Origin of the sequence: Accumulibacter sp., from assembly GCF_016789985.1 — a bacterium.
Taxonomy (GTDB): domain Bacteria; phylum Pseudomonadota; class Gammaproteobacteria; order Burkholderiales; family Rhodocyclaceae; genus Accumulibacter.
On sequence record NZ_JAEUOL010000142.1, the window covers coordinates 1 to 22314 of the forward strand.

22 protein-coding genes are annotated in these 22314 nt (G+C 67.0%); 13 read left to right on the plus strand and 9 right to left on the minus strand.

The window, feature by feature from the left end; all coding sequences use genetic code 11:
• Positions 1–203 precede the first annotated feature (203 nt).
• Positions 204–500 (minus strand): hypothetical protein, encoded by a 297-nt coding sequence (locus JNK99_RS08050; RefSeq protein ID WP_291851139.1) that lies wholly within the window; start codon positions 498–500, stop codon positions 204–206.
• Between the two features lie 148 nt (positions 501–648).
• Positions 649–984 (minus strand): hypothetical protein, encoded by a 336-nt coding sequence (locus JNK99_RS08055; RefSeq protein WP_291851141.1) that lies wholly within the window; start codon positions 982–984, stop codon positions 649–651.
• Positions 985–1104: 120 nt separating this feature from the next.
• Between JNK99_RS08055 and JNK99_RS08060 the strand changes: the two genes are divergently transcribed.
• Complete coding sequence (locus JNK99_RS08060; protein ID WP_291851143.1) at positions 1105–1635, plus strand: hypothetical protein; 531 nt, start codon at positions 1105–1107, stop codon at positions 1633–1635.
• Positions 1636–1746: 111 nt separating this feature from the next.
• Entirely contained in the window at positions 1747–3000 is a 1254-nt protein-coding gene (locus JNK99_RS08065; protein WP_291851145.1) for a nucleoside transporter C-terminal domain-containing protein, read from the plus strand.
• A 58-nt stretch (positions 3001–3058) separates the two neighbouring features.
• Here JNK99_RS08065 and cobT read toward each other — a convergent pair whose 3' ends face one another.
• On the minus strand, positions 3059–4093 hold the full coding sequence (cobT, locus tag JNK99_RS08070) for a nicotinate-nucleotide--dimethylbenzimidazole phosphoribosyltransferase (RefSeq protein ID WP_291851148.1): 1035 nt from the start codon (positions 4091–4093) through the stop codon (positions 3059–3061).
• Between the two features lie 66 nt (positions 4094–4159).
• Between cobT and cobU the strand changes: the two genes are divergently transcribed.
• Both cobU and JNK99_RS08080 read left to right on the plus strand, forming a co-directional pair.
• Positions 4160–4705, plus strand: a complete 546-nt coding sequence (gene cobU / locus JNK99_RS08075) for a bifunctional adenosylcobinamide kinase/adenosylcobinamide-phosphate guanylyltransferase (protein WP_291851151.1) — start codon at positions 4160–4162, stop codon at positions 4703–4705.
• Between the two features lie 75 nt (positions 4706–4780).
• Positions 4781–5245, plus strand: coding sequence for a universal stress protein (locus JNK99_RS08080; protein WP_291851154.1), 465 nt, complete (start codon positions 4781–4783; stop codon positions 5243–5245).
• On the opposite strand, the gene JNK99_RS08085 is transcribed toward JNK99_RS08080, so the two are convergent.
• Entirely contained in the window at positions 5242–6744 is a 1503-nt protein-coding gene (locus JNK99_RS08085; protein ID WP_291851157.1) for a cobyric acid synthase, read from the minus strand. The genes JNK99_RS08080 and JNK99_RS08085 overlap by 4 nt on opposite strands.
• Positions 6745–6786: 42 nt before the next feature.
• On the opposite strand from JNK99_RS08085, the gene JNK99_RS08090 reads away from it, so the two are divergent.
• Both JNK99_RS08090 and JNK99_RS08095 read left to right on the plus strand, forming a co-directional pair.
• Positions 6787–7698, plus strand: a complete 912-nt coding sequence (locus JNK99_RS08090; protein ID WP_291851159.1) for a cobalamin-binding protein — start codon at positions 6787–6789, stop codon at positions 7696–7698.
• A 95-nt stretch (positions 7699–7793) separates the two neighbouring features.
• Positions 7794–8204 carry a hemerythrin domain-containing protein gene (locus JNK99_RS08095; protein WP_291851162.1) on the plus strand — a complete coding sequence of 137 codons (411 nt, stop codon included), beginning with the start codon at positions 7794–7796 and terminating at the stop codon, positions 8202–8204.
• 13 nt (positions 8205–8217) lie between these two features.
• On the opposite strand, the gene JNK99_RS08100 is transcribed toward JNK99_RS08095, so the two are convergent.
• The 3 genes from JNK99_RS08100 to JNK99_RS08110 form a co-directional block, all read right to left on the minus strand.
• Positions 8218–9195 carry a CapA family protein gene (locus JNK99_RS08100; protein WP_291851165.1) on the minus strand — a complete coding sequence of 326 codons (978 nt, stop codon included), beginning with the start codon at positions 9193–9195 and terminating at the stop codon, positions 8218–8220.
• Positions 9192–9635 carry a hypothetical protein gene (locus JNK99_RS08105; RefSeq protein WP_291851167.1) on the minus strand — a complete coding sequence of 148 codons (444 nt, stop codon included), beginning with the start codon at positions 9633–9635 and terminating at the stop codon, positions 9192–9194. The genes JNK99_RS08100 and JNK99_RS08105 overlap by 4 nt, the downstream gene beginning before the upstream one ends.
• Before the next feature lie 235 nt (positions 9636–9870).
• Positions 9871–10551, minus strand: a complete 681-nt coding sequence (locus JNK99_RS08110) for a PEP-CTERM sorting domain-containing protein (RefSeq protein WP_291851170.1) — start codon at positions 10549–10551, stop codon at positions 9871–9873.
• Positions 10552–11122: 571 nt separating this feature from the next.
• Between JNK99_RS08110 and JNK99_RS08115 the strand changes: the two genes are divergently transcribed.
• From JNK99_RS08115 to JNK99_RS08130, 4 genes are all read left to right on the plus strand, one after another.
• Entirely contained in the window at positions 11123–11818 is a 696-nt protein-coding gene (locus tag JNK99_RS08115; protein WP_291851172.1) for a hypothetical protein, read from the plus strand.
• A gap of 112 nt (positions 11819–11930) precedes the next feature.
• Entirely contained in the window at positions 11931–12116 is a 186-nt protein-coding gene (locus JNK99_RS08120) for a hypothetical protein (RefSeq protein ID WP_291851175.1), read from the plus strand.
• Positions 12113–12772, plus strand: coding sequence for a zeta toxin family protein (locus tag JNK99_RS08125; RefSeq protein WP_291851177.1), 660 nt, complete (start codon positions 12113–12115; stop codon positions 12770–12772). The genes JNK99_RS08120 and JNK99_RS08125 overlap by 4 nt, the downstream gene beginning before the upstream one ends.
• Positions 12773–12904: 132 nt before the next feature.
• Positions 12905–15169, plus strand: coding sequence for a TonB-dependent receptor (locus JNK99_RS08130; RefSeq protein ID WP_291851180.1), 2265 nt, complete (start codon positions 12905–12907; stop codon positions 15167–15169).
• A 41-nt stretch (positions 15170–15210) separates the two neighbouring features.
• Here the strand turns inward: JNK99_RS08130 and JNK99_RS08135 are convergent, their stop codons facing one another.
• Together JNK99_RS08135 and JNK99_RS08140 are read right to left on the minus strand one after the other, a co-directional pair.
• Complete coding sequence (locus tag JNK99_RS08135; RefSeq protein WP_291851183.1) at positions 15211–16467, minus strand: hemolysin family protein; 1257 nt, start codon at positions 16465–16467, stop codon at positions 15211–15213.
• Positions 16468–16482: 15 nt separating this feature from the next.
• Positions 16483–18018, minus strand: coding sequence for a hemolysin family protein (locus JNK99_RS08140; RefSeq protein ID WP_291851185.1), 1536 nt, complete (start codon positions 18016–18018; stop codon positions 16483–16485).
• 373 nt (positions 18019–18391) lie between these two features.
• On the opposite strand from JNK99_RS08140, the gene JNK99_RS08145 reads away from it, so the two are divergent.
• The 3 genes from JNK99_RS08145 to hslV all read left to right on the plus strand — a co-directional run bounded on the left by JNK99_RS08145 (position 18392) and on the right by hslV (position 22209).
• Positions 18392–20194: a Na/Pi cotransporter family protein gene (locus tag JNK99_RS08145; RefSeq protein ID WP_291851187.1), complete on the plus strand. Its 1803-nt coding sequence runs from the start codon at positions 18392–18394 to the stop codon at positions 20192–20194.
• A 263-nt stretch (positions 20195–20457) separates the two neighbouring features.
• Positions 20458–21651 (plus strand): STAS domain-containing protein, encoded by a 1194-nt coding sequence (locus JNK99_RS08150; RefSeq protein WP_291851191.1) that lies wholly within the window; start codon positions 20458–20460, stop codon positions 21649–21651.
• Positions 21652–21672: 21 nt separating this feature from the next.
• The gene (gene hslV, locus JNK99_RS08155; protein ID WP_291851193.1) at positions 21673–22209 is read left to right on the plus strand and encodes an ATP-dependent protease subunit HslV; all 537 of its coding nucleotides are present in this window, start codon (positions 21673–21675) and stop codon (positions 22207–22209) included.
• Positions 22210–22314: the final 105 nt, after the last annotated feature.

Below are 22314 nucleotides of genomic sequence, written 5' to 3' on the forward strand. Positions count from 1 at the left end.
AGCATGTGGTGGCCGCACACCTCAGTCAGGAGAACAACCGGCCGCAACTCGCCAGCAGGGCGCTCGCCTCGGCGCTTGGTTGTGGCGAGGAGTGGATTGGCGTCGCCGATCAGCAACGGGGCTTCGACTGGCGACAACTGAACTGAAGCGGTGGGCACAAAAAAAGCCGGCGCGAGCCGGCTTTTCTGCTGCTGTGCGGACGATCACTTCTTCATTGCATCCTTGGCAGCATCGGCAGCGCCAGCGGCGGCGGCACCAGCGACTTCCTTGGCCTTGTCCATGGCGGCGGTGTCGGCTGGCTTGGCAGCATCGGCCGGTTTGGCAGCATCGGCGGCCGGGGCGGCAGCAGGCGCAGCCGCCGGAGCGGCCGCCGGGGCGGCAGCCGGAGCAGCCGCGGCCGGAGCAGCCGCCGGAGCAGCGGCCGGCTTGGCTTCTTCCTTTTTGCCACAGGCGGTAACGGCAAGAGCGATCAGCGCAGCAACGAGAAGGGAGTTCTTCATGATGGGGGTTCCTTATTGACGATGAAATGACTACAACGAGCCAAAAGCTTGATGGTTGACCGGCTAGCGCGTCGATCAACTGAAAATTCTACCACCGAACTGGCGCAGTGCGGCCTTGGATGCGAAAAAGGGGAATATCCTGTGCCGCTCAGGCGAAGCGACTGTTCAGAGAGAATGGGTCGATCCAGCCGAAGGCGAGCGAGAAGAAGAGCAGAATGCTCAACACGAGGAGCAGGGAGGTCAGGCCACCCAGGATGACGTGATCGGTAAACAACTGTCGCGATCTGCCGGTCAGGCCCAGGTAGTCGGCGATCGACAAGGCGCGCTGCTCTTCCGTGACCGCCTCCGCCGGGGCGATGAAACGTGTGCCGCAGGCGACACAGCGATAGGGGGCGAGGTGTTTGCGTCGCAGCGCGGTTCCTTCCTTCAGGCCGCGGCGTTGCGAACGGCGAACATTGGGCGAATGGCAGTTTGGGCAAGTCATGGCGGTGACTCCTGTGACCTCGGTCGGGAGGCTGTTGTCAATGGCCGGCAAGCAGCAGAAAGCAGCCCCGACTTTACGCGGGGCACGAGAAAAGTCTGTGCGCATTTCCACGAAGCCGTGTTGTTTGTGCGCGACGCGACGCCCGTGCCGGGCGCGCAGCGGATTGCCGGTATCCGGGCCGGAAAGCGGCAACTACTGTTCTCAGGTGCGCTACACTGGCGTATCGTGCGCACTTCTCCATTAATTGCCGTCGGTCTGGCCCTGCTCGCCATCGAGGCGGCTGCCGACAGCCTCGTGGTCGGCGGCCAGGTGGCTGGTCGGTGGTTCGCGACCTACGGTCCGGCACCTCCGCCGTCAATCATCTACGATGTCTTTGGTCGTTGCCTGGTGCCGCTCGACTGCCCCGACCATGAACAGATGCGCCGCTTCCTGGAGCGCTACGAGCGCAATCATGGCACGCGTTTTGCTCCCGATTTGCCAGGGTCGGCACCCACGGCCGTGCCGCGCGACGTACCGGCCACGCCGGAGACGGAGATCCAGCCAGCCTATCGCCATTCCAGCCAGGTGCGTTCCGAGTTCGCGCAGCCGCCGGCAGCCGCCTCTGCGGCGCGCGTCTCGGCCGGCGAGCGGCGGCAGGGCAGAGGCCGGTAGCCTGTTGTTGGGCGATGCCGAGATCAGGCAGGCCAGCCTGGCGGAAGTGGCTGCCGCGCCGGAGGCAAGGCATGGTCCGGTTCTGCCTGCGGCCGTGACATCTCGTTCTGGATGACGGTGAATCCACTGTTGCAGGCCGTCGTCGGCTACCTGATGCTGCTCGGCCTGGGCTGGCTGATGTCGTCCCGGCGCAACGCCATTCCATGGCGTACCGTTCTTGGCGGCGTCGTTCTGCAAATGCTGCTGGCCCTGCTCATCTTTCGCCTGCCGGGCGCGCGCGCCGTGTTTGCCGCCTGTAACGACGCCCTGCTGGCGATTGCCGCGGCCACCCGTGACGGGACCAGCATGGTGTTCGGGTTTCTCGGCGGTGCTGCGCTGCCTTATGCGGAAACGCTGCCCGGCAGCAGCTTCGTGCTCGCTTTTCAGGCGTTGCCGGTGGTTCTGGTGATGAGCGCCCTGTCGGCGCTGCTCTATCATTGGCGCATCCTGCCCGTGCTGGTCAGCGGTTTTGCCCTGCTGCTCGAGAAAACACTGGGTGTCGGGGGCGTGGTCGGCATGTCCACCGCCGCCAACGTGTTTGTCGGAATGGTCGAGGCGCCATTGCTGGTGCGCCCGTACCTGGCGGGGGTCAGCCGTGGCGAGCTGTTCATCATTCTCACCGGCGGCATGGCGGGGGTGGCGGGAACGGTGATGGCGCTCTACGCCAGCATCCTGGGCCCGACGGTGCCCGATGCGCTGGCTCACATCCTCGCCGCATCGTTCATCAGTGCGCCGGCCGCGGTGGTCTTTGCGGTCATGCTGGTGCCGCCCGAGGGTGCGTGCAGCGGGCGTCAGTTGCCGTTGCCGCAAACCGACCACAGCAGCATGGAAGCGATCACCCGTGGCACGGCCGAGGGGGCCGCCCTGATGATCAACATCGCGGCCATGCTGATCGTCCTGGTGGCCCTGGTCAGCCTGGCCAATCAGTTGTTGGGACTGCTGCCGACCCTGGCGGGTGCCCCCCTGTCGCTGCAGCGTCTGCTCGGCTGGCTGATGGCGCCACTCGCCTGGATGGCCGGCATTCCCTGGGCCGAGGCCGGGGTGGCGGGGGCCTTGCTGGGGACGAAGACGGTGCTCAACGAACTGCTGGCCTACCTCGACATGGCGCGCCTTTCATCCGGGGCTCTGGCACCACGCAGCCGGATCGTCATGACCTACGCGCTTTGTGGCTTCGCCAATCTGGGGAGTCTGGGCATCCTGCTCGGCGGGATGTGCGCGATGCTGCCGGAGCGGCGTTCCGAGATCGTCGAACTTGGCCCGCGCACGCTGCTGTCAGGCACCCTGGCGACGCTTTCCTGTGGCAGTGTCGTGGCCATGCTGCTCTGATGCGCCGGCGGGGCGCCGGGTGCTGTCCGCGCAGCGACCACCGGCACGCCGTGCTTGCTCAGTTCGGCTGGCTGACGCCGGCGGAAGCGAAGCTCGCCATCTCGTCGAGAAAGGCGGCCGCGGCGCGGACCAGCGGCCAGGCGAGGGCGGCGCCGGTGCCCTCGCCGAGACGTAATCCGAGATCGAGCAGCGGGGTGGCTTGCAGGGCGCCGAGCAGGGCCAGATGGCCGGCTTCGGCCGAGTGGTGACAGAAGACGCAGTAGTCGCGTACGGCCGGGGCGACCCGTGCGGCGACCAGCAGCGAGGCGGTGACGATGAAACCGTCGATCAGCAGCAGCATCCGCCTTTCCGCGGCGGCGAGCATGGCGCCGACCAGCATGGCGATCTCGAAACCGCCGAATTCGGCCAGCACCTCGAGCGGGTCGGCCGCCAGCGGCAGGGCGGCGCGTTGTGCGGCGCTTGCCAGCAGGGCCTGTTTGCGGGCCAGCCCGGCGTCGTCGAGGCCGGTGCCGCGGCCGACGCAGTCGGCCAGCGGGGCGCCGGTCAGATGATGCGTCAGCAGCGAGGCGGCGGCGGTGTTGCCGATGCCCATCTCGCCGAAGCCGATCACCCGGCAGCCCTGATCGGCCACCTGGCGCACGATGGCGGCGCCGCGCGCCAGTGCGGCATCGCGCTGCTCGGCGCTCATCGCCGCACGTTCCAGATAATTGTGTGTACCAAAGGCGATCTTGGCATCGAGCAGGCCGTGGCGCACCCCGAAGTCGTGCGCCACGCCGGCGTCGATCACCTGCAAGGCCAGGCCGTTGTGGCGGGCGAAGACATTGATTGCCGCCCCGCCGCCAAGGAAATTCTCGACCATCTGCCAGGTCACTTCCTGCGGGTAGGCCGAAACCCCGGCGCGCGCAGCGCCGTGGTCGCCGGCGAAGATCAGCAGATGCGGCCGGTCGAGGCTGGGCGTCAGCGACTGCTGGATCATGCCGATCTGCAGCGCCAGAAGTTCGAGCCTGCCGAGCGAGCCCGGAGGTTTGGTCTTGCCGTCGATGCGTGCCTGCAGGCCGGGCAGGGGAGAGATGGTCTGGATCGCAAAGCGCATGTGGACTGGCCCGGGAGGGAGGGAGCCCGATTATAACCAGTCGCCACGCATGTTAAGCTTGCCGGCATGCGAGAACTGATCATCGGTGGCGCCCGTTCGGGCAAGAGTCTGCTCGCCGAGCAACGGGCCGGCGAGAGCGGGCGGCAGGTCATTTACGTGGCGACCGCCCTGGCGCTCGACACCGAGATGTCGCGCCGCATCGAACATCACAAGGCGCGGCGCAGCCCGGCATGGGGGCTGGTCGTCGAGCCGCTCGACCTGGCGACTGCCCTGCGCCGGCACGCGGCGCCGGACGCCTGCCTGCTGGTCGATTGCCTGACGCTCTGGTTGTCGAATCTGCTGTTTGCCGGCGAAGCGGCCAACCAGGCGGAAGCCGGTCAACCAATTCGCTGTCCGCGCCTGGCCGCCGCGACGCAGGCGCTGATCGACCTGCTGCCGCAACTGCCCGGGCGGATCATCCTGGTGTCGAACGAGGTCGGCTGTGGCGTCGTGCCGATGGCTGCCCTGTCACGACTGTTCGCCGACGAGCAGGGTCGGCTCAACCAGCGGGTGGCGGCGGTCTGCGAGCGGGTGACGCTGGTCGCCGCCGGTCTGCCGCTGACCCTCAAGTAAGCTGTGCTGCCGACGGTCGATCGGTGCTATCGTTCGACCTGTCTGACCACTTTGCCCAACCAGGAGGCAGGACCAATGTACAAGCGAATCATGGTGGCCGTTGACGAGAGCTTCATGACCAGCCAGGTGATACAGGCGGCGATCGAACTGGCCAGGAGCAACCAGGCGCAAATGGCGATTTGCCATGCGATCGACGAAACCCTGCTGGCGCAGCGTGAGGTGGCGATGATGCTGCCGAACAGCGTCGGCAAGACCGAGGCCCGATTGCGTCTCGGCGCGCAGGGTTTCCTCGGCCGGCTGCTCGAAACGGCGCGCGCCGCGGGCATCGAAGCCGAGATCAGGCTGATCGAATCGGAGGACAAACACGTCTCCGACATGCTGATCGAGGCGGCCGGCGAGTGGCAGGCCGACCTGCTGGTGGTCGGCTCGCACGGGCGGCGCGGCATCGAGCGCTTTTTCGTCGGCAGCGTCGCCGAGCGTCTGGTGCGCAAGGCGCAGACCTCGCTGCTGCTGGTGCGCGGCGAGGAATCGGCAGGCTAGGAGGACTGCGGACGGTCTGCCCGGGCGCCGGTCATCAGCGGCAGCCAGGCGGCGATCCGACGCAGGTCGAGGTGCTTTTCGACGGCGTCGGCCAGGCGGTCGATGTCCTGTTCCCGGCGCCGGCCGGCGTCGAAATCGTGCTGCGGGCGGTGGCCGGCCCAGGTCAGCAGGGCGGCGAGCGCCGGCGGCGAGTCGAACAGGCCGTGGCAGTAGGTGGCGAGAATCTGGCCATCCGCCGACAGGGCGCCATCGGGCCGGCCGGAGAGCATCGCCGCCGGCCTGGCCAGTGCGCCACCGCTGGTCACTCCCATGTGGATGCGGTAACCGGCGAGCGCCGCCGCTGCCGGCAGCAGCAGCGTGCCGCGCACGTTCTCCAGCGTTTTTTCGGGTGCCAGGGTGGTCTCATAGTCCAGCCAGGCGAGGCCCGCGCTGCTGCCCGGCGGACCTTCCAGTCCGTGCGGATCGTGCAGCTCGCGGCCGAGCATCTGCAAGCCGCCGCAGATGCCGATCAGCCGGCCGCCGTAGCGCAGATGACGGCGGATCGCCTCTTCCCAGCCCTGCGCGCGCAGCCAGGCGAGGTCGGCCTGCACCGCCTTCGAGCCGGGCAGCACGATCAGGTCGCTGGCGGGCGGCGTCTGCTCCGGGCCGACGAAGCGGAAGTCCACCTCGGGGTGGAAGCGCAGCGGATCGAGGTCGTTGTGGTTGGCGATGCGCGGGTAGGCTGGTGCCACGACACGCAGGCGAGCGCCGCTCCGGCTTTCCGTCTGGCGCGGCAGGGCGTCCTCGGCATCGAGATAGAGTCCGTGCAGATAGGGCAGCACGCCGAGCACCGGCTTGCCGGTGCGCTGCTCCAGCCAGCGCAGTCCGCTTTCGAGCAGAGCGGGGTCGCCACGGAAGCGGTTGATCACGAAGCCCTTGACGCGCGCCCGTTCGGAGCGGGAAAGCAGGTCGAGCGTGCCGCACAGGTGTGCGAAGACGCCGCCACGATCGATGTCGGCGATCAGGATGACCGGACAATCGACCGCCTCGGCGAAGCCCATGTTGGCGATGTCGCGATCGCGCAGGTTGATTTCCGCCGGACTGCCGGCCCCTTCGACGATCAGGCAGTCATAGCGGTCGCGCAGGCGCTGCCAGGACTCGAGCACCGCCTGCAGCGCCCGCGGCTTGTAGGCGTGGTAGTCGCGCGCGTCGAGGTCGGTCAGGGCGCGGCCGTGAATGATCACCTGCGCGCGCAGGTCGGTCGCCGGCTTGAGCAGTACCGGATTGAAATCCGAGTGCGCCGGCAGGCCGGCGGCGAGCGCCTGCAGCGCCTGCGCGCGGCCGATCTCGCCGCCATCGACGGTGACCGCCGAGTTGAGCGCCATGTTCTGCGGCTTGAAGGGGGCGACGCGCACGCCGCGGCGGTGCAGCACCCGGCACAGGGCGGTCACCAGCAGGCTCTTGCCGGCGTCCGAAGTGCATCCCTGGACCATCAGGCTGGGGGTGGGGCGGTCGTTCATCGTAGAATCGGGGTTTCCGGGTTTCGTCGTCGTGATTGTCGCATGTCTGTCGTGTCTTCCCTGCCGCGTTTCGTTGCTCCGACCGCCAGCGCGCTGCTACTGCTGGCCGCCGGCCTGCTGCACGCCGAGGTCGGCGTGGTCGACGACACGGCGGCGACCGTGCGCCTCGCGCAACCGGCGAAACGCATCGTCAGCCTGGCGCCGCACCTGACCGAAACGCTGTTCGCCGCCGGTGCCGGCGAACACGTCGTCGGCACCGTCGACTACAGCGATTACCCACCGGCGGCGAGCCGCATCAGCCGCGTCGGCGGTTACTCGCAGATCGATCTCGAGCGCGTCGCCGCGCTGCGGCCCGATCTGATCATCGCCTGGGAGAGCGGCAACGCCGCCGCCCATCTCGACCGGCTGCGCAGCCTGGGCATTCCGATCTACGTGTCGCAGCCGAACCAGATTGCCGACGTTGCCAGCGAGATCGAACGCCTCGGCGTACTGGCCGGCAGCCAGCCGGTCGCCCGCCGCGCGGCCGACGATTTCCGCCGGCGACTGGCCGCCCTGCAGGCGCGTTACGGCAGCCGCCCGCCGGTGCCCACCTTCTACCAGATCTGGAAACAGCCGCTGCTCACCGTCGGGCGCCGGCAGATCATTTCCGACGTCATTCGCCTGTGCGCCGGCGAGAACGTCTTCGCCCGGCTCGAGAGCATGGCGCCGACGGTCACCGTCGAAGCGGTGATCGCCGCCAATCCCGAGGTGATCGTCGCCAGCGGCATGGGTGAGGCGCGTCCCGAATGGCTCGATGACTGGCGGCGCTGGACGTCGATCAGCGCGGTGGCGCGCGGCAACCTCTTCTTCGTGCCGCCCGACCTCATCCAGCGGCACACGCCGCGCCTGCTCGATGGCGCCGAGCTGCTCTGCCAGCAGCTCGAAACGGCGCGCCGCCGGCGCCCGGCGAAGTGAGTCCGCCGCCGGTGTATCTGCCGCTGCGGCCGGCGGCGCGCCGGGTTTGAGCCAGGTCAAGGCGTTCCTCGCGCAGGCCGGGCGACAATTCCGTCATGCAACGATCCGCTGCCCTCCGCGCGCTGTCGCGCGAGCACCATGACGCCCTCAGGCTCGCCCTGCACGCCGGGCGGGCCGCCCGCTCCGCCGCCGCCGAGCCGATCGCCGCCGCCGCGGCGCAGTTGCGCGACGCGCTGGCCGGCGAGATCGAGGCGCATTTTCTGCGCGAGGAGAGCGACCTCCTGCCCGGGCTGGCGGCGACCGGCCAGAGCGCGCTGGTGGCGCGCACGCTCGACGAGCATCGCCGGCTGCGACAGTGCGCGGCCAGCCTGCTGCCGCCGCAGGCCGGGACGCTGCTGGCCTGCGCCGAACTGCTGCAGGCGCACGTTCGTTTCGAGGAACGCGAGCTGTTCGCGGCCATCGAGCGGCAACTCGCCGCACCGGCCGCGCCACCACTGCCGGCGTAGCGCGCGCCCCGGCTCACGGCCAGCGGCATTCGCCGATCAGCGGGTCGGCGCGCCGGCCGCAGGGGGCGCGGCTGCCGGGCTGCGGATGCGGCGTGCCGTCCTCGTCGATCCGCGCGTTCAGCGTATCCCAGGCCAGCAGGCCCTGCCGGTCGAGCGTCAGGCGCAGCAGCCAGCCGCTCTTCGCCGCCGGATGGTCGAAGCCGTCGAAGACGAAGTTGCCCAGGCTATAGACGATCAGCCGGCCCTGGTAATACTCGACCCCCTGCGTCACGTGCGGATGGCCGCCGACCACCAGGTCGGCGCCGGAGTCGATCATCAGATGCGCCAGTTGGCGCTGGCGGGCGCTCGGCTGCGGCTCGCCCTCCCAGCCCCAGTGCATGAACGGGATGACCAGATCGGCGCCGGCGCGGCGCGCCGCGCGGATGTCGCTCACCACCTGGCTGTCCTCGCTCCAGGCAATCCCCGGCCAGTCCGCGCCGGCCTCGAAGGAGCGCGGCTTGAACTCGTTGTAGGCGAGCACGGCAAGGCGCAGGCCGCGCCGTTCGATCCACAGCGGCCGGTGCGCCTGCGCCAGGTTCGGCCCGCCGCCGAAGGAAGCGATGCCGGCGTCGTCGAGCCCGGCGATGGTCTCCAGGAAGGCGGCCCGCCCGTAGTCGCCGGAATGGTTGTTGGCCAGGCAGAGGGCGGTGAAGCGTCCGGCGAGCACGGGCAGGACGCGCCGATGGGCGCGGAAGCTGGCGATCTTGTTCTCCAGCGGCTGGCCGGTGCTGGCGATCGGACATTCCAGGTTGCCGATCGTGTAGTCGGCCTCGGCGAGCAGCGCGGCGAAGGGGGCGAGCGGGTCGCCGCCGTGCTCGATCAGGCGGCCCGGCCCGTCGTCGAGCATGATGTCGCCGACGAACAGCAGGCGGACCGGATCGGCCGCCGGCGCCCCGGCCAGGGCGAGGCAGAGCGCGCCGAACAGCGCACGGCAGAGCAGCGCGCGGCTCATGCTGCGCCGCCCGGCGCGGCGGACAGTTCGCACCAGAATTGCAGCTCGCCGTCGCGGATCGGCTCGTAGACGCTGTTCAGGCCGGTGAAGCCGTACGCCGCCGACGCCGGCCGGACGGGCGGATAGGGATGCGTGACCTGGAGGATCGGCGCTGCGCCGTTCGCGCGCTCGGTGAACACGTAGAGCTTGATCGCCGCGAGGTCCGCCGGCTCCTTCTGGAAGACCATGCGGAAGAGGAAGTACGAGCCGATCGCCTGCACCGGAACGGCGTACGGCGTGCTCACCGGAGCGGCGCGCAGGAGGCGCGTCTCGCCGCCGTAGGTCAGGTGGCAGAGCAGGGTTTCGGCCTGTCCGGGCAGCGCGAGCAGCGCCGCGCCGGCGGCGCACAGCAGGCGGCGCGCGCCGGGCAGGAAGGCAGGTGGCCGGGTGTGATCAGGCATGCGCGGGCGGTCCGGGGCGGGGGAGCGCGCAGTATCACGGTTGCGCGGTCGGCGGTCAATCATCCGGCGCGCCGTCGCCGGATCGCCGCGGCGCCTCCCCTTTTCCCGGCCTTCATGATCGGTCCGGCGCCGCCTCCCGATCGCGCGAAGCAGCGGCGGTTCGGTCGACCGGCCGCCGGGCAGGAAGCAGGAAGCCCCGCCGGAGCGGGGCTTGTGCCGTCCGGCCGGGGACGGACTAGGTCCGCCGGCGGCGCGCCAGCAGCCCGACCAGACCGATGCCGAGCAGCGCCAGGCTGGCCGGCTCGGGTACGGTCGGCGGCGCCTGGTCGATGTAGAACTCGTCCATGCCGAAGCAGTCCACGGCGTTGGTGACGTAGAAACGGACCTGGTCGACGGCATCGAACGCGCTGCCCAGGAAGATCTGGGTGGCGGGGAATCCCCAGTTTTCCGGCGGCAGCAGGACGGCCGCGCCGGTCGAAACGTTGGCCGCGAAACCTTCGATCCAGGCCTGTTCGTTGCCGCTGGCCGCGCCTCCTCCGAAATCGGTGTTCGAGGTCAGGATGAAATAGTTGAGGTCGAAGGTCCCGCCGCCGATCTTGGTGATCTCGATCGCCGTGACGCCGCCATAGTTGCCGGTCGCCCAGTGCGCGTGAATCACGTCGTTGCCGGCGCCGTAGTAGTTGCCGACGTTGGTGGCAAAGCCGGTGCTGCCGGCGTTCGGAAGGAAATCGAGCCGGAAGCCGTTTTCCTCGTAATAGTCCACGTTGTCCCAGGTGACGGTGTTGTTGGTCGTCTCGGTCGTGGCGTCGAGTCGGGTGACGGTGCCGCCGGTGAAGTCGATCACCGCGGCGCTGGCGCTCAGGGTCGTGCCGGCCAGCAGCCCGGCGACGAGCAGGGGAGTGAGTGTCTTGTTCATGTCGAGATCCCTTGGTGGTGATGATTTTTCAAAAAATGAGGTGCGTCTGCGAGGTCCGGGAAATTTGCCGACCAGGCGGCCGGTGCTTCGTTTACCGACGGCAAGATACGGCTGCCCTTCGCAAAGCAAAGACCGTTCCATGAGTTCTTGATGGGAGGAGAAGATGAATCGATTCAATCGTCTGAAGCGAGTTTCCGGGCGCCGGCCGGGCCTTTCGCCACGCCTCCATGTGACCGGTGTAAGATTTTTCGACAGCGGGCGGGTCGGTTGGCGCTGCCGGCTCGGGACAGTCGCCGGAGAACGGAAGCGCGTGCCGCCGGCCGGCCCTCCCCGTGCTGCGCGACGGCGGACGGCGCTGGCCGAGCGGCGCAGCGCGCTGACCAAGTCGGCACCGTGCTGCGGCGACGGCGCCGCACGGCCAGCCGCCGGCGGACAGCGCCGCGCTGCCGGCAGCGCGGGAAAGCGGCGGCGCGCGGTGCGGCAAATTCCACGATCGGCGGACTACAATGGCCGGCGGCGGGACGATCCCGCCACATCCCCGTCTCGACACCACCACTGGAGGGATTCCGACATGCCTGCCCAACGCTATTTCCCGCAAAGCGAAGCCGATCGCATCACCTGGCTCAACAACTATGCCGCCAAACTGCCCGTGCACGGGCCGTCGCTCGGACTTTCCGGCGAGGAGATCGGCAACACCCAGGCCGACATCGCCTATCTGGTGTGGTTGCTGCATACCTGGAATCCGGCGATCCAGCAGGATGCGCTGCAGGCCACCGCGTTCAAGAACCTGATCGCCAGCGGCAATGGCACGCTCGCCGTCGCGCCGCCGGCGGCGACGGTGTTCAGCGCGCCGCCGGGGCCACGCCCGCCGGGTGTCCTCAACCGGCTCTACAACCAGGTGCAGCGCCTCAAGCTGCACGCCGCCTACAGCGAGGCGATCGGTCAGGACCTCGGAGTGATCGCCGTCGCCGACAGCAGCGAGCACCCGGTGCCGGTCTTCTCGGCGACGCTCGAGCAGGGTCCGCACGGCAGCCGGGTGCGCCTCGACTATACCAAGTATGGCCATGACGGCGTCGCCATCGACAGCCGCGTCGCCGGCGGCGCCTGGCAGTTTCTCGCCAGCGCGACGCAGAAGCCGACCTACGACGAGCGCCCGCTGGCCACCCCGCAAGTGCCCGAGATCCGCGACTACCGCCTGCGCTGGTGGGACAAGGATCAGGCCAACGGCGAATGGAGCGCCGTGCAGACGGTGCTGGTCGGCGCCTGATCGCCGAAGCGGTCGCGCCGGCCGGCCAGGCGGCGCATTCTGGGTTAGAATCGGCCGCTCGGGCAGGCCGCGGGCGGCAATCGGTCAATGTTGAGCGAGTCGGGAGAAAACGATGCAAATACCACCATTCGATCTGAATGACATCAGCCATGAACCCTCCGACGAGCAACTCGACGACCTGATGGAGGCGGTTGCCGACGCGGCGCGGCGGCATGCGGATGCGGCGCGCGCGCAACTGATGCTTCGTCTGCGCGCCGAAATCACGGCCATCAAGCTGCCCCAGCGTCGCCAGGCATGAACAGCGGGGCGCGGCCCCGACTGATCGTCGTGGCGGGTCCCAATGGCTCGGGCAAGACCTCGATCACCCAGCAACTGCTGATGCACGAATGGATGGGCGGCTGCGTCTACGTCAATCCCGACTTCATCGCGCGCGACGAGTTCGGTGACTGGAACTCGCCGCAGGCGGTCATCCAGGCGGCGCAGCGGGCCACCGAGATGCGCGAGCACTGCCTGGAGCAGGGCCGCAGCCTGGCCTTCGAAACCGTCCTCTCGGCGCCCGACAAGCTCGATTACATCCGCCGGGCGCGCGACGCCGGTTTCTTCATCCGTCTCTTCTTCGTGGGCACCGACGATCCCTCGATCAATGCCAAGCGGGTGGCGATGCGCGTCATGGAGGGCGGCCACGACGTGCCGATTCCGAAGATCATCGCGCGCTACACCCGCTCGCTGGCCTACTGCTATTTCGTCGCCTGGCTGGCCGATCGCACCTACCTCTACGACAATTCGGTGGACAACGCGCGCGCCCGGCTGCTCTTCCGCGCTTCGGAAGGGCGGCTGGTCAAGACCTACGGCGAAATCAACCCCTGGGCCCGGGAGATCGCGCAAAGACTCCTGCCGGCCGAATCGGACGACCTGACCCTGCCCCCGGCCGCGCCGCCTGCGCTGGCCGGGTGACGTGCCGCTGCGGTAGGCGAGCCCGTTCCTGATCCGCATCAGGAACCAGGACCTGTGCGGCGATATGCCACATTCCGCGGTGCCCTCCCGCTCCCTAGAATGCCGCCGACGACAAAACAGGGAGGGTTGGTCATGCACTTCACTAGGAAACCGGTCGCGCTCGCCGTGACCCTGGCACTGGCCAGTTTCGGGCCGGGCGCCGGAGCGCAGGAAGATTCGCCGACGCCGGCAATGAGCGAGATCGTCGTGCGCGCGACGAGGATCGCGGAGCGTGAACCCTTTGCCGCGAGCCGCCTCGACGCGGCCGACATCGCGCCACAGCGCGCGGCGACCAGCGATTCGGCACGCCTGCTCGAAGGTCTGCCGGGCGTCAGCCTGTATGGTGCCGGCGGCGTCTCGAGCCTGCCGGCCTTGCACGGCCTGGCCGATGACCGCATCCGGATCAAGGTCGACGGCATGGACCTCATTGCGTCCTGTGCCAACCACATGAACCCGCCCCTGTCCTATGTCGACCCGACCAGTGTCGGCACGGCGACGGTGTTTGCCGGGATCACGCCGGTCAGCGTCGGTGGCGACAGCATCGCCGGGACGATCGTGGTGAACTCGCCGGCGCCGCTGTTTGCCCGGGCCGGCGAGGGGACGCTGGCGAACGGCCGGGCGGGAGCCTTCTACCGCAGCAACGGTGCTGCCTGGGGCGCCAACCTGTCGGCCACGCTGGCCAACGAGATGTTCGCTCTGAGCTACTCGGGATCGATCGCGCAGGCCGGGAATTACACTGCCGGCGGCAGTTTCAAGCCGGCCGCCCAGTCCGAGGGGAGCACCGCCTGGCTGGCGGCCGACGAAGTGGGCTCGTCGCAGTACAAGTCGGAGAATCAGTTGCTTGGTCTCGCCCTGCGTCAGGCCAACCAGTTGTTCGAGCTGAAGGTCGCTTACCAGCACATTCCCTATCAGGGTTTTCCGAACCAGCGCATGGACCTGACCGACAACACCAGCACCAAGGTCAATTTCCGTTATCTCGGACAGTACGAGTGGGGTTCTCTCGAGGGGCGCGTCTATCACGACGATACCCGTCACCAGATGAACTTTCTGGAAGACAAACAGCAGACCCAGGGCATGATGGCCAACCCGGCCGGCATGCCGATGGAGACGTACGGCAAGACCAGCGGGGCACTGCTCAAGGCCGATTTCCAGACCTCCGAACGCGATCTCTTCCGGGTCGGCAGCGATTATCAGAAGTACCATCTGGACGACTGGTGGGACCCGATCTCGCCGGTCGTCGCCATGCCGATGGCCGGGATGAAGGGTTCGACCTTCTGGAACATCAACGACGGCAAGCGCGACCGCTTCGATGTCTTCGGCGAGTGGGAAGCGCGCTGGACTGGGCAGTGGTTGTCGCAATTGGGCTTGCGCAGCAGCACCGTGTGGATGGATAGCGGCGACGTGCAGGGCTATAACGTGCTGATGTACGGCAACCCGGCCAATCCGAACTCGATTCCCGGCGCCTTCAACGCCGCCGACCGCCGCCGGACCGACCACAATTTCGACCTCAGCGCACTGCTCCGCTTCACGCCGGACGAGCAGCAGACCTGGGAGGCCGGCTTTGCGCGCAAGACGCGCTCGCCGAACCTCTACGAGCGTTACGCCTGGTCCACCAACAACGCCATGGCGATGAACATGGTCAACTGGTTCGGCGACGGCAATGGTTACGTCGGCAATCTCGATCTCCAGCCCGAGGTGGCCAACACGCTCAGTGCCACCGCCAGCTGGCACGATGCGGGCCGCCAGCAATGGAGTCTGAGCTTGACGCCTTACTACACCTATGTGCAGGACTATATCGACGCGCGACGCTGTTCCGGCGGCAGCGGCCTGTCGCCTTGCCAGGGGAGCAATCTGACCCGCAGCACGGGCTTTGTGTACCTCGAGTTCGTCAACCAGTCGGCGCGGCTGTACGGCGCCGACCTCACCGGCACCTTCCCGCTGCTCGCCAACAGTGCGGTCGGCGATCTCGGGATGAACGGCGTGCTGAGCTACGTGCGTGGCAAGAACCCCGAGAGCGACGACAATCTGTATCACATCATGCCCCTGAACGCCCGGATCGCCCTGGTGCAACGCTTCGGGGGATGGACCAACACGCTCGAAGGCGTCTTCGTCGACGCCAAGACGAAGGTCTCGCAGGTCCGCAACGAGCTGGAAACCAGCGGTTACGGCCTGCTCAACCTGCGCAGCAGTTACGAGTGGAAACAGTTGCGCTTCGATGTCGGCATCGAGAATCTGTTCGACAGGTATTACGAATCGCCGCTCGGTGGTGCTTACCTCGGGCAGCGACCGATGGTTTACGGCACCAACGTTCCCGGCCCGGGGCGTTCGTTCCATGCCGGCATGAACCTGAGTTTCTGAGCCGGCGCCCGCTGCTGGCGGGCGTCGTTCCGCCCCCGCCGCTAGACCCGCTCGACGCGCACCTGGCTGACCGTCCGCGCATCGGCTGCGGTCACCGTGTAGCGATAACCCTGCTCGACCAGGCCATCGCCGACCTCGGGGATGTGGCGCAGGCGGTTGATCAGGAAGCCGGCCAGGGTGTGCGCCTCGCCGACCGGCAGATTGAGCTGCAGCGAGTCGTTGAGCTCGGAGATCGGCGCCCTGCCGCTGATCAGGTGGATGTCGTCGGCCAGCGCCTCGATGCTCACCCGGCGCGTCTTCATGGTGTCGAAGTCGTAGCCGGAATCGACCGTGCCGACGACTTCCTCGAAGATGTCCTCCATCGACAGGATGCCGATCGCCGAGCCGAATTCGTCGACCACGATCGCCATGTGATCGGCGCGCGCGCGCAGCATCGGCAGCACCTGGTCGAGGCTCTGCTTGGGGGTGAGGTAGAGGGCGGGTTTGACGAATTCGTGCACGGCTCGCTGTTCGATGTCCGGCAGCAGGAGATCCCAGGTGCTCAGGGTCAGCACGCCGGTGACGTTGGTGATGTTGCCGCGGAAGACCGGCAGCCGATTGAATCCGGAGGCCCAGACGCGGCGCACCGCTTCCCTCATGTCGCGTGCCTCGTTGAAGCCGATCACCTCGGCCAGCGGCGTCATCACTTCCCCGACCGTCGTGTCGGCAAACCGGAAGATGCGACGAATCCGCTGCTTGGCGGTGGCGGCACTGTCCGAGGCGGTTTCCGAGAGATCGATCAGGACGCGCAGTTCGTCCTTGCTGATGAAGCCGCTCTGCCCGGAAGTGGCCCCGCCGAAGAGGCGGGCGGCGACGCGGGCGACCCGGCTGAAGACGAAGATGACCGGATAGAAGAGGTAGGAGAAGACGCGCAAGGGGTAGATGATCCTGACCGCGATGGCGTCCGCCTTCTGCTGAAAGATGCTCTTCGGAACGATCTCGCCGAAAATCAGCAGAAAGGGCGTGAAGACGAGGACCGAAACCAGATCGCCGGCGTCGCCGAACAGGTGCACGAAGATCAGCGTGCCCAGCGTGGTGATCGTCACCGTCGCGATGTTGGTGCCGACCAGCGTCGTTCCAAGCATCACGTCGGGGGTGCGAAACAGGTTCAGCACCAGCTTGGCGCCGGGGTCGCCGAGCCTGGCCTGATGGCGCAGGCGGATCTTGTCGGAATTGACCATGGCCAGCTCGGAGCCCGAGAAAAACCCCTTGAGCACGAGGAAGAGCAGGATGATCAGCAACTGCAGAAGGTGTTCCATCTTTCTTCTCCGTGTCTAGTCCGCCGCGCCTGCGGCGCGCTCCGACGGTTTGTCGTGTGCTGCCTCCTGCTCGGCCGCGAGCCGACGCTCCGGCTCCGGTTCATTCAGCAGATCGCTCTCGTATTCGTCCAGCTTCTCCTGCTCCCGGTCTGCCGGCAAGCCGTCGGGACAGGCGTCGGCCGTCGGCTCGGCAACGCTTTCCATCTCGATCGGCTGATCCGGGGTTTCCTCGGGCTCGTCGGGGGTGGGGCCGCGCGCGACGCGTACCCTGGTGATGCGCAGGCCGCTCACTTCCTTGACGGTGATCTCGTAGTCGGCGTGGAAGACCTTCTCGCCGACCCGCGGCAGCCGGCCGAAGAGGACCAGGGTGACGCCGCCGATGGTGTTCATCAGCGGGTCGTCGATGTCGAAATTGGTCAGCGTGCGCAGATCCGCCAGGCGCATGTGGCCGGGCACGGTGAAACTGTCGTTGTCTTCGTGCCGGAAGTATTCCTGGCTGCGCAGCTTGCCCGAGATTTCCCCGAAGATGAAGCTCAGCACGTCCTTGATGGTGACGATGCCCAGCACTTCGCCGTACTCGCCGATGACCAGCGCGGCGCGGGTGTCGAAACGCTGGAAGTACTCCAGCATCTGGTCGACCTTCTTGGTCGGCGGAACGAAGTGCGCCGGCTTGAGAATTTCCTTGAGCTGGATCGGCGCGCCGCCGTCCTGCCTGCGCACCCGGCGCAGCAGGTCCTCGGCGTGCAGGAAGCCGATGACGTTGTCCCAGTGGCCGCGATACACGGGAACGCGCGGATGGCGATAGCTGCGGAAGCGCTCGATCAGTTCATCCACCGGCAGATCGCCGTCGAGGAAGCGGATGCGCGGTCCCGGGGTCATGATCCTGGCCACGTCGGTCTCGGCGGCTTCGAGCACCTTGTCGATGAGCACCCGTTCCGAAGCCTGAATGACGCCGGTTTCCTCGCTGTCGGCCATCAGGGTGCGCAATTCGTCGGCCTTGAGGATGTTCTCGCGTCCGACATGCTCGCCGACGACCAGCGTCGTGACGCGGTCGGCGACCATCCGCACGACATTGCGCAGCGGGGTGACGATGAAGATCCATTTCGGCAGGAAGCGCGCCGAGAGCAGGGTGGCGAACTTGACCGGAAAATTCACCGCGATGGTCTTCGGTGTCACTTCGCCGAACAGCAGCAGCAGCGGCACCATGACCACGACGTTGATCCAGCCGGCATCTTCCTCGCCGAAGGCGGTGACCAGGATCATGGTCATGTTGGCCGCCGCCGCGATATTCACCAGCTCGTTGCCGCAGAGCAGCGAGACGATCAGCCGGCGCGGTTCGTCGAGCATGGCATGGATGCTCTCGGAATGAGGGTTGCGTGAATTGCGCAGTTTCTGCAGGTCGATCCGGCTGAGCGAGAAAAGGGCCGTCTCCGAACCGGAGAAAAAGGCCGACATGCTGAACAGGCAGCACTGGATGACGAGGCGCACCGCCAGTTCCCAGTTGACCGACGACAGCAGTCCGATGATGCCTGATACGCTCAACGATTCCATCAAATGCCCTCGCCTGTGGAAATGCTGCGGACCCGCAACGCGCGCCCCGCTCGCCGGCGCCGACCGGGGCGGTGGCTCGCTCGTCGAGCGGCACGGGCGCACGCAAAGGCGCAAGGATAGGCGCAATACCGTGCTGAAACAAGGGAGGCCGGCGCGGCGATTGTCCCGACGCGGGAGGAACTGGCCGAAGCACCGCCCGGTCGCTCCGGAGACGGCAAAACGAGCCATGCGGAGCGCGTTTGTTGTATCTTTGTACGCAGGGGAGGAGAGATCACCAAGACCGGCCGACGAGACACCGGCTTGAGTGACTTGTCGCAGGCATGACGAGACCCGGCTGCGCAGGTCGGTCGTTACTGAGGAGGAAGACGATCCCATGGCTGAACAGAAGCTGAATCCAACTTTCCTCGATGGTTCCGCTCTGCCGCTGGTGCTGTGCGGCTGCGGGGCACTGATCGCCATGCTGGCCGGACCGGCGCTGGCGGCCTACGGAGATGAGGCGGGCGGCCTGGCGTGGGGGATGATGACCGTCGAGCTGCTCGGCGGTCTGGCGATCTTCCTGTTCGGCATGATGCAGATGGAGGAGGGGCTCAAGGCGGTTGCCGGCGAGCGCATGAAGGGCATCCTCGCCAGGCTGACGGTCAACCGCTTCATGGGCGTCGGCACCGGCGCGCTGGTCACCGCGGTGATCCAGTCGTCGTCGGTGACCACGGTGCTCGTCGTCGGCTTCATCTCGGCCGGGCTGATGTCGCTGTCGCAATCGGTCGGCGTGATCATGGGGGCCAACATCGGCACCACGATCACCGCGCAGATCGTCGCCTTCAAGATCACCAAGGCGGCGCTGGGGATGATCGCTGTCGGTTTCGCCATGCTGTTCACCGCCAGGAACGACCACACCAGGCACTATGGGGTGATGCTGATGGGCCTCGGCATGGTGTTCTTCGGCATGCACGTGATGAGCGAGGCGATGGAGCCGCTGCGTACCTACGAACCCTTCCTCACCCTGATGAAGACGATGGACAACCCGCTCGTCGGCGTGCTGATCGCCCTGGTGTTCACGGCCATCATCCAGTCGTCGTCGGCCTCGACGGGGATCGTCATCGTCATGGCCAGCCAGGGTTTCATCAGCCTGCAGGCGGGCATCGCGCTGGCTTTCGGTGCCAACATCGGCACCTGCGCCACCGCCCTGCTGGCGGTCATCGGCAAGCCGCGCGAGGCGGTGCGCGCGGCCGTCGTCCATCTGCTGTTCAATGTTTGCGGGGTGCTGATCTGGCTGCCCTTCATCGGCTTCATCGCCGATCTGGTGACCGCCATCTCCCCGACCTATCCCGACCTCGGCGGCACGGCGCGGCTCGCCGCCGAAACGCCACGCCAGATCGCCAATGCGCATACCTTCTTCAACGTCGCCAACACGCTGATCTTCATCTGGTTCACCACGCAGATCGCGCGTTTCGTCGAGTGGCTGATCCCCGACAAGCCGCTCGCCGAGGAAGCCGTCATCGTGCGCCCCAGATTCCTGCAGGAGGAACTGTTGAGCACGCCGTCGCTGGCGCTCGATCAGGTGCGCATGGAGGTGATGCACATGGGCGAGACGGTCAATGCCATGCTGCAGGGCATCATGCCGGCGATCATCAAGGGGGACACACGGGGGTTGGAGGAAATCCGGCGGATGGACGACAAGGTCGACATCCTCCATGCCGGAATCATCGACTACCTGGGCAAGATCAGCAAGCAGCCGCTGTCCGAAGAGCAGGGCCGGGAACTGATGCAGTTGATGGAGGCAGTCAGCAACCTCGAGAACATCGGCGACATCGTCGAGACCAATCTGGTCGTGCTGGGCCATGATCGCGTGCGCGACAAGATCGAGGTCAGCGAAGCGACGCAGCAGGTGCTCTATGGTTTCCAGCAGGCGATCACCAGGTCGGTCGAGGCCGCGGTGCAGGCGGTCGGACAACGCAACGAACGTGCCGGGCAGGTGGTGATCGGGATGAAGGAAGAGATCAACCGCATCGCCGATTCGGCAGCCGCGCATGAGGCACGGCGGCTGATCGCCGAGGAACCCAATCGCATTCCGGCCTATGTCCTGGAAGTGGATCTCATCGAGAAACAGAAGCGCATCTATTATTTCGCCAAGCGCATGGCGAAGACCGTCATGCCGGCGGTGCTGCAGCGCGGCTAGATTCGGCGCCTTCCGTCGACCACCGGGAGAAGCGTGCCGGCGGAGGCGTGCCGGGGGAGCGGGGGCCAGCGGGCCGTCGGCAGCCTCCTCTCCCACAGCAGGCTGCTCCGGTCGTTGCCGGTGTCATGCGGTCGGCCCGGATTGAAATTGCAGTGGAGCGGACGATGTGTTACAAGGGCGGTTCATCGTAAAACCGCCCGTCAAGCGCCTTCTCCTTGCCCATGGTCTTTTCGTTCTTCAAGAAACAGCCGCCGGATAAAAAGATGCTCACCCGGCCAGCCGTCACTCCGCGCGCTGCCGAGGAGCGGGGTGTGGCGCCGGAGGACAAGCACAAGGCGTCGTCGGTCGCGGTCGCGGTGGGTTTGCCGAGGGCGGACATCCCGTTTGCCACTCCGGTGGCGAGGGCCGATGCGCCGCCGCTCGATCTGAGCGAATTCGTCTTCAGCGAGACGGCGACCGATTTCCAGCTCGAGGCCGAGCTCGATCCGATCGACGCCGAAGCCGAGGAGGCTGCCATGCTCTATGCCAACGGCCAGGATGGCGCCGTCCGGGCACGCCTCGAGAACGCCACGCGGGTCTACCGGTCGGGTGCCGGGGAACGGTTGTGGCTGATGCTGTTCGATCTCTTCCGGCTGGCCGGCCTGAAGGCACCGTTCGAGGCTCTCGGCATCGAGTACGCCGAGGCTTTCGAGAAGTCGCCGCCGGGTTGGCGCGAGGCGATGCGCGCGGTGCCGGCGAGCGCCAAGGTGGCCGGGACGGTGTTGTTCAAGGGGGACCTGACCGGTGCCAACGACCTGGGCTTCGACGGTCTGCGCCAGGCGCTCGAGAAGAGTCAGCAATTGCGGGTGGACCTGTCGAAGGTCCGCCAGATCGACGCGGCCGGCTGCGAACGTCTGCTTGCCCTGCTCCAGCAGGCGCAACGGAGCCGGCGGGAGATCGAGTTGCTGGGCCGGGATTACCTCTCCGGTCTGCTCGACAGCCGGGTGATTTCCGGCAGCGCGGTCGACCGCTCCTGCTGGCTGCTCAAGCTCGAGTTCTGCCAGTTGCGCGGACAGTTGCAGCAGTTCGAGGATCTGGCGATCGACTACGCGGTGACCTTCGAGATCTCGCCGCCCTCATGGGAAGCTGGCCGTGTGCTGAAGAGCGAGCCGGATACCCTCGTGCTGGCTGCCGCCGACGATCTGATCGCCGAAGCGTATGTCCTCAAGGGTGACATCAAGGCGTCGCGTTTTGGTGACCTGCTGGGCTACGCTGCCGCCAACGACCCGGTGCTGATCGATTGTTCGACTGTCACCCGCATGGACTTCCTGAGTGCCGGCGCCTTGCTCAACGTCCTGACCACGGTCAAGGGAACCGGCCGGCAGATCATCTTCCGTCACCCCAACTACCTGCTCGCCGAGTTGTTCCGCGTCGTCGGCCTGAAGGCAGTGGCCGAGATCGTGCTGGCGCGGAACTAGAAACCTCCACAGGAGTTGCGTATGGACCAGTACCACGGCACGACGATCCTGTCGGTCCGCCGCGGCAGGAGTGTTGCCATGGGTGGTGACGGGCAGGTGACCCTCGGCAACATCGTCATCAAGGCCAGCGCACGCAAGGTCCGGCGGATTTACCAGGGGCGCATCCTGGCCGGCTTTGCCGGCGGAACGGCGGATGCCTTCACCCTTTTCGAGCGCTTTGAAGCCAAGCTCGACAAACATCAGGGCAATCTGCTGCGTTCGGCGGTCGAACTCGCCAAGGATTGGCGCAGCGATCGTGCACTGCGCCGCCTCGACGCCATGCTGGCGGTGGCCGATCGGGACAACTCGCTGATCATCACCGGCAACGGTGACGTGCTCGAACCGGAGCATGGCATCGTGGCGATCGGTTCCGGCGGCGCCTTCGCCCATTCGGCAGCGCGCGCGCTGATCGAGAACAGCGCACTCGAAGCCGTCGAAGTGGTCCGCAAGTCACTGCAGATTGCCGGGGAGCTGTGCATCTATACCAATCAGAACTTCACCATCGAGGTGCTGGAGTAATCATGTCGTCCATGACGCCGCAGGAAATCGTTCACGAACTCGACAAACACATCGTCGGTCAGGGCAAGGCGAAGAAAGCGGTGGCCATCGCGCTGCGTAACCGCT

What these genes read in the sequence shown, in the direction of transcription:
- JNK99_RS08050 (WP_291851139.1), bottom strand. Translation starts at nt 500, where the DNA reads ATGAAGAACTCCCTTCTCGTTGCTGCGCTGATCGCTCTTGCCGTTACC.
- JNK99_RS08055 (WP_291851141.1), bottom strand. Translation starts at nt 984, where the DNA reads ATGACTTGCCCAAACTGCCATTCGCCCAATGTTCGCCGTTCGCAACGC.
- JNK99_RS08065 (WP_291851145.1), top strand. Translation starts at nt 1,747, where the DNA reads ATGACGGTGAATCCACTGTTGCAGGCCGTCGTCGGCTACCTGATGCTG.
- cobT (WP_291851148.1), bottom strand. Translation starts at nt 4,093, where the DNA reads ATGCGCTTTGCGATCCAGACCATCTCTCCCCTGCCCGGCCTGCAGGCA.
- cobU (WP_291851151.1), top strand. Translation starts at nt 4,160, where the DNA reads ATGCGAGAACTGATCATCGGTGGCGCCCGTTCGGGCAAGAGTCTGCTC.
- JNK99_RS08080 (WP_291851154.1), top strand. Translation starts at nt 4,781, where the DNA reads ATGTACAAGCGAATCATGGTGGCCGTTGACGAGAGCTTCATGACCAGC.
- JNK99_RS08085 (WP_291851157.1), bottom strand. Translation starts at nt 6,744, where the DNA reads ATGAACGACCGCCCCACCCCCAGCCTGATGGTCCAGGGATGCACTTCG.
- JNK99_RS08090 (WP_291851159.1), top strand. Translation starts at nt 6,787, where the DNA reads ATGTCTGTCGTGTCTTCCCTGCCGCGTTTCGTTGCTCCGACCGCCAGC.
- JNK99_RS08095 (WP_291851162.1), top strand. Translation starts at nt 7,794, where the DNA reads ATGCAACGATCCGCTGCCCTCCGCGCGCTGTCGCGCGAGCACCATGAC.
- JNK99_RS08100 (WP_291851165.1), bottom strand. Translation starts at nt 9,195, where the DNA reads ATGAGCCGCGCGCTGCTCTGCCGTGCGCTGTTCGGCGCGCTCTGCCTC.
- JNK99_RS08105 (WP_291851167.1), bottom strand. Translation starts at nt 9,635, where the DNA reads ATGCCTGATCACACCCGGCCACCTGCCTTCCTGCCCGGCGCGCGCCGC.
- JNK99_RS08110 (WP_291851170.1), bottom strand. Translation starts at nt 10,551, where the DNA reads ATGAACAAGACACTCACTCCCCTGCTCGTCGCCGGGCTGCTGGCCGGC.
- JNK99_RS08115 (WP_291851172.1), top strand. Translation starts at nt 11,123, where the DNA reads ATGCCTGCCCAACGCTATTTCCCGCAAAGCGAAGCCGATCGCATCACC.
- JNK99_RS08120 (WP_291851175.1), top strand. Translation starts at nt 11,931, where the DNA reads ATGCAAATACCACCATTCGATCTGAATGACATCAGCCATGAACCCTCC.
- JNK99_RS08125 (WP_291851177.1), top strand. Translation starts at nt 12,113, where the DNA reads ATGAACAGCGGGGCGCGGCCCCGACTGATCGTCGTGGCGGGTCCCAAT.
- JNK99_RS08130 (WP_291851180.1), top strand. Translation starts at nt 12,905, where the DNA reads ATGCACTTCACTAGGAAACCGGTCGCGCTCGCCGTGACCCTGGCACTG.
- JNK99_RS08135 (WP_291851183.1), bottom strand. Translation starts at nt 16,467, where the DNA reads ATGGAACACCTTCTGCAGTTGCTGATCATCCTGCTCTTCCTCGTGCTC.
- JNK99_RS08140 (WP_291851185.1), bottom strand. Translation starts at nt 18,018, where the DNA reads ATGGAATCGTTGAGCGTATCAGGCATCATCGGACTGCTGTCGTCGGTC.
- JNK99_RS08145 (WP_291851187.1), top strand. Translation starts at nt 18,392, where the DNA reads ATGGCTGAACAGAAGCTGAATCCAACTTTCCTCGATGGTTCCGCTCTG.
- JNK99_RS08150 (WP_291851191.1), top strand. Translation starts at nt 20,458, where the DNA reads ATGCTCACCCGGCCAGCCGTCACTCCGCGCGCTGCCGAGGAGCGGGGT.
- hslV (WP_291851193.1), top strand. Translation starts at nt 21,673, where the DNA reads ATGGACCAGTACCACGGCACGACGATCCTGTCGGTCCGCCGCGGCAGG.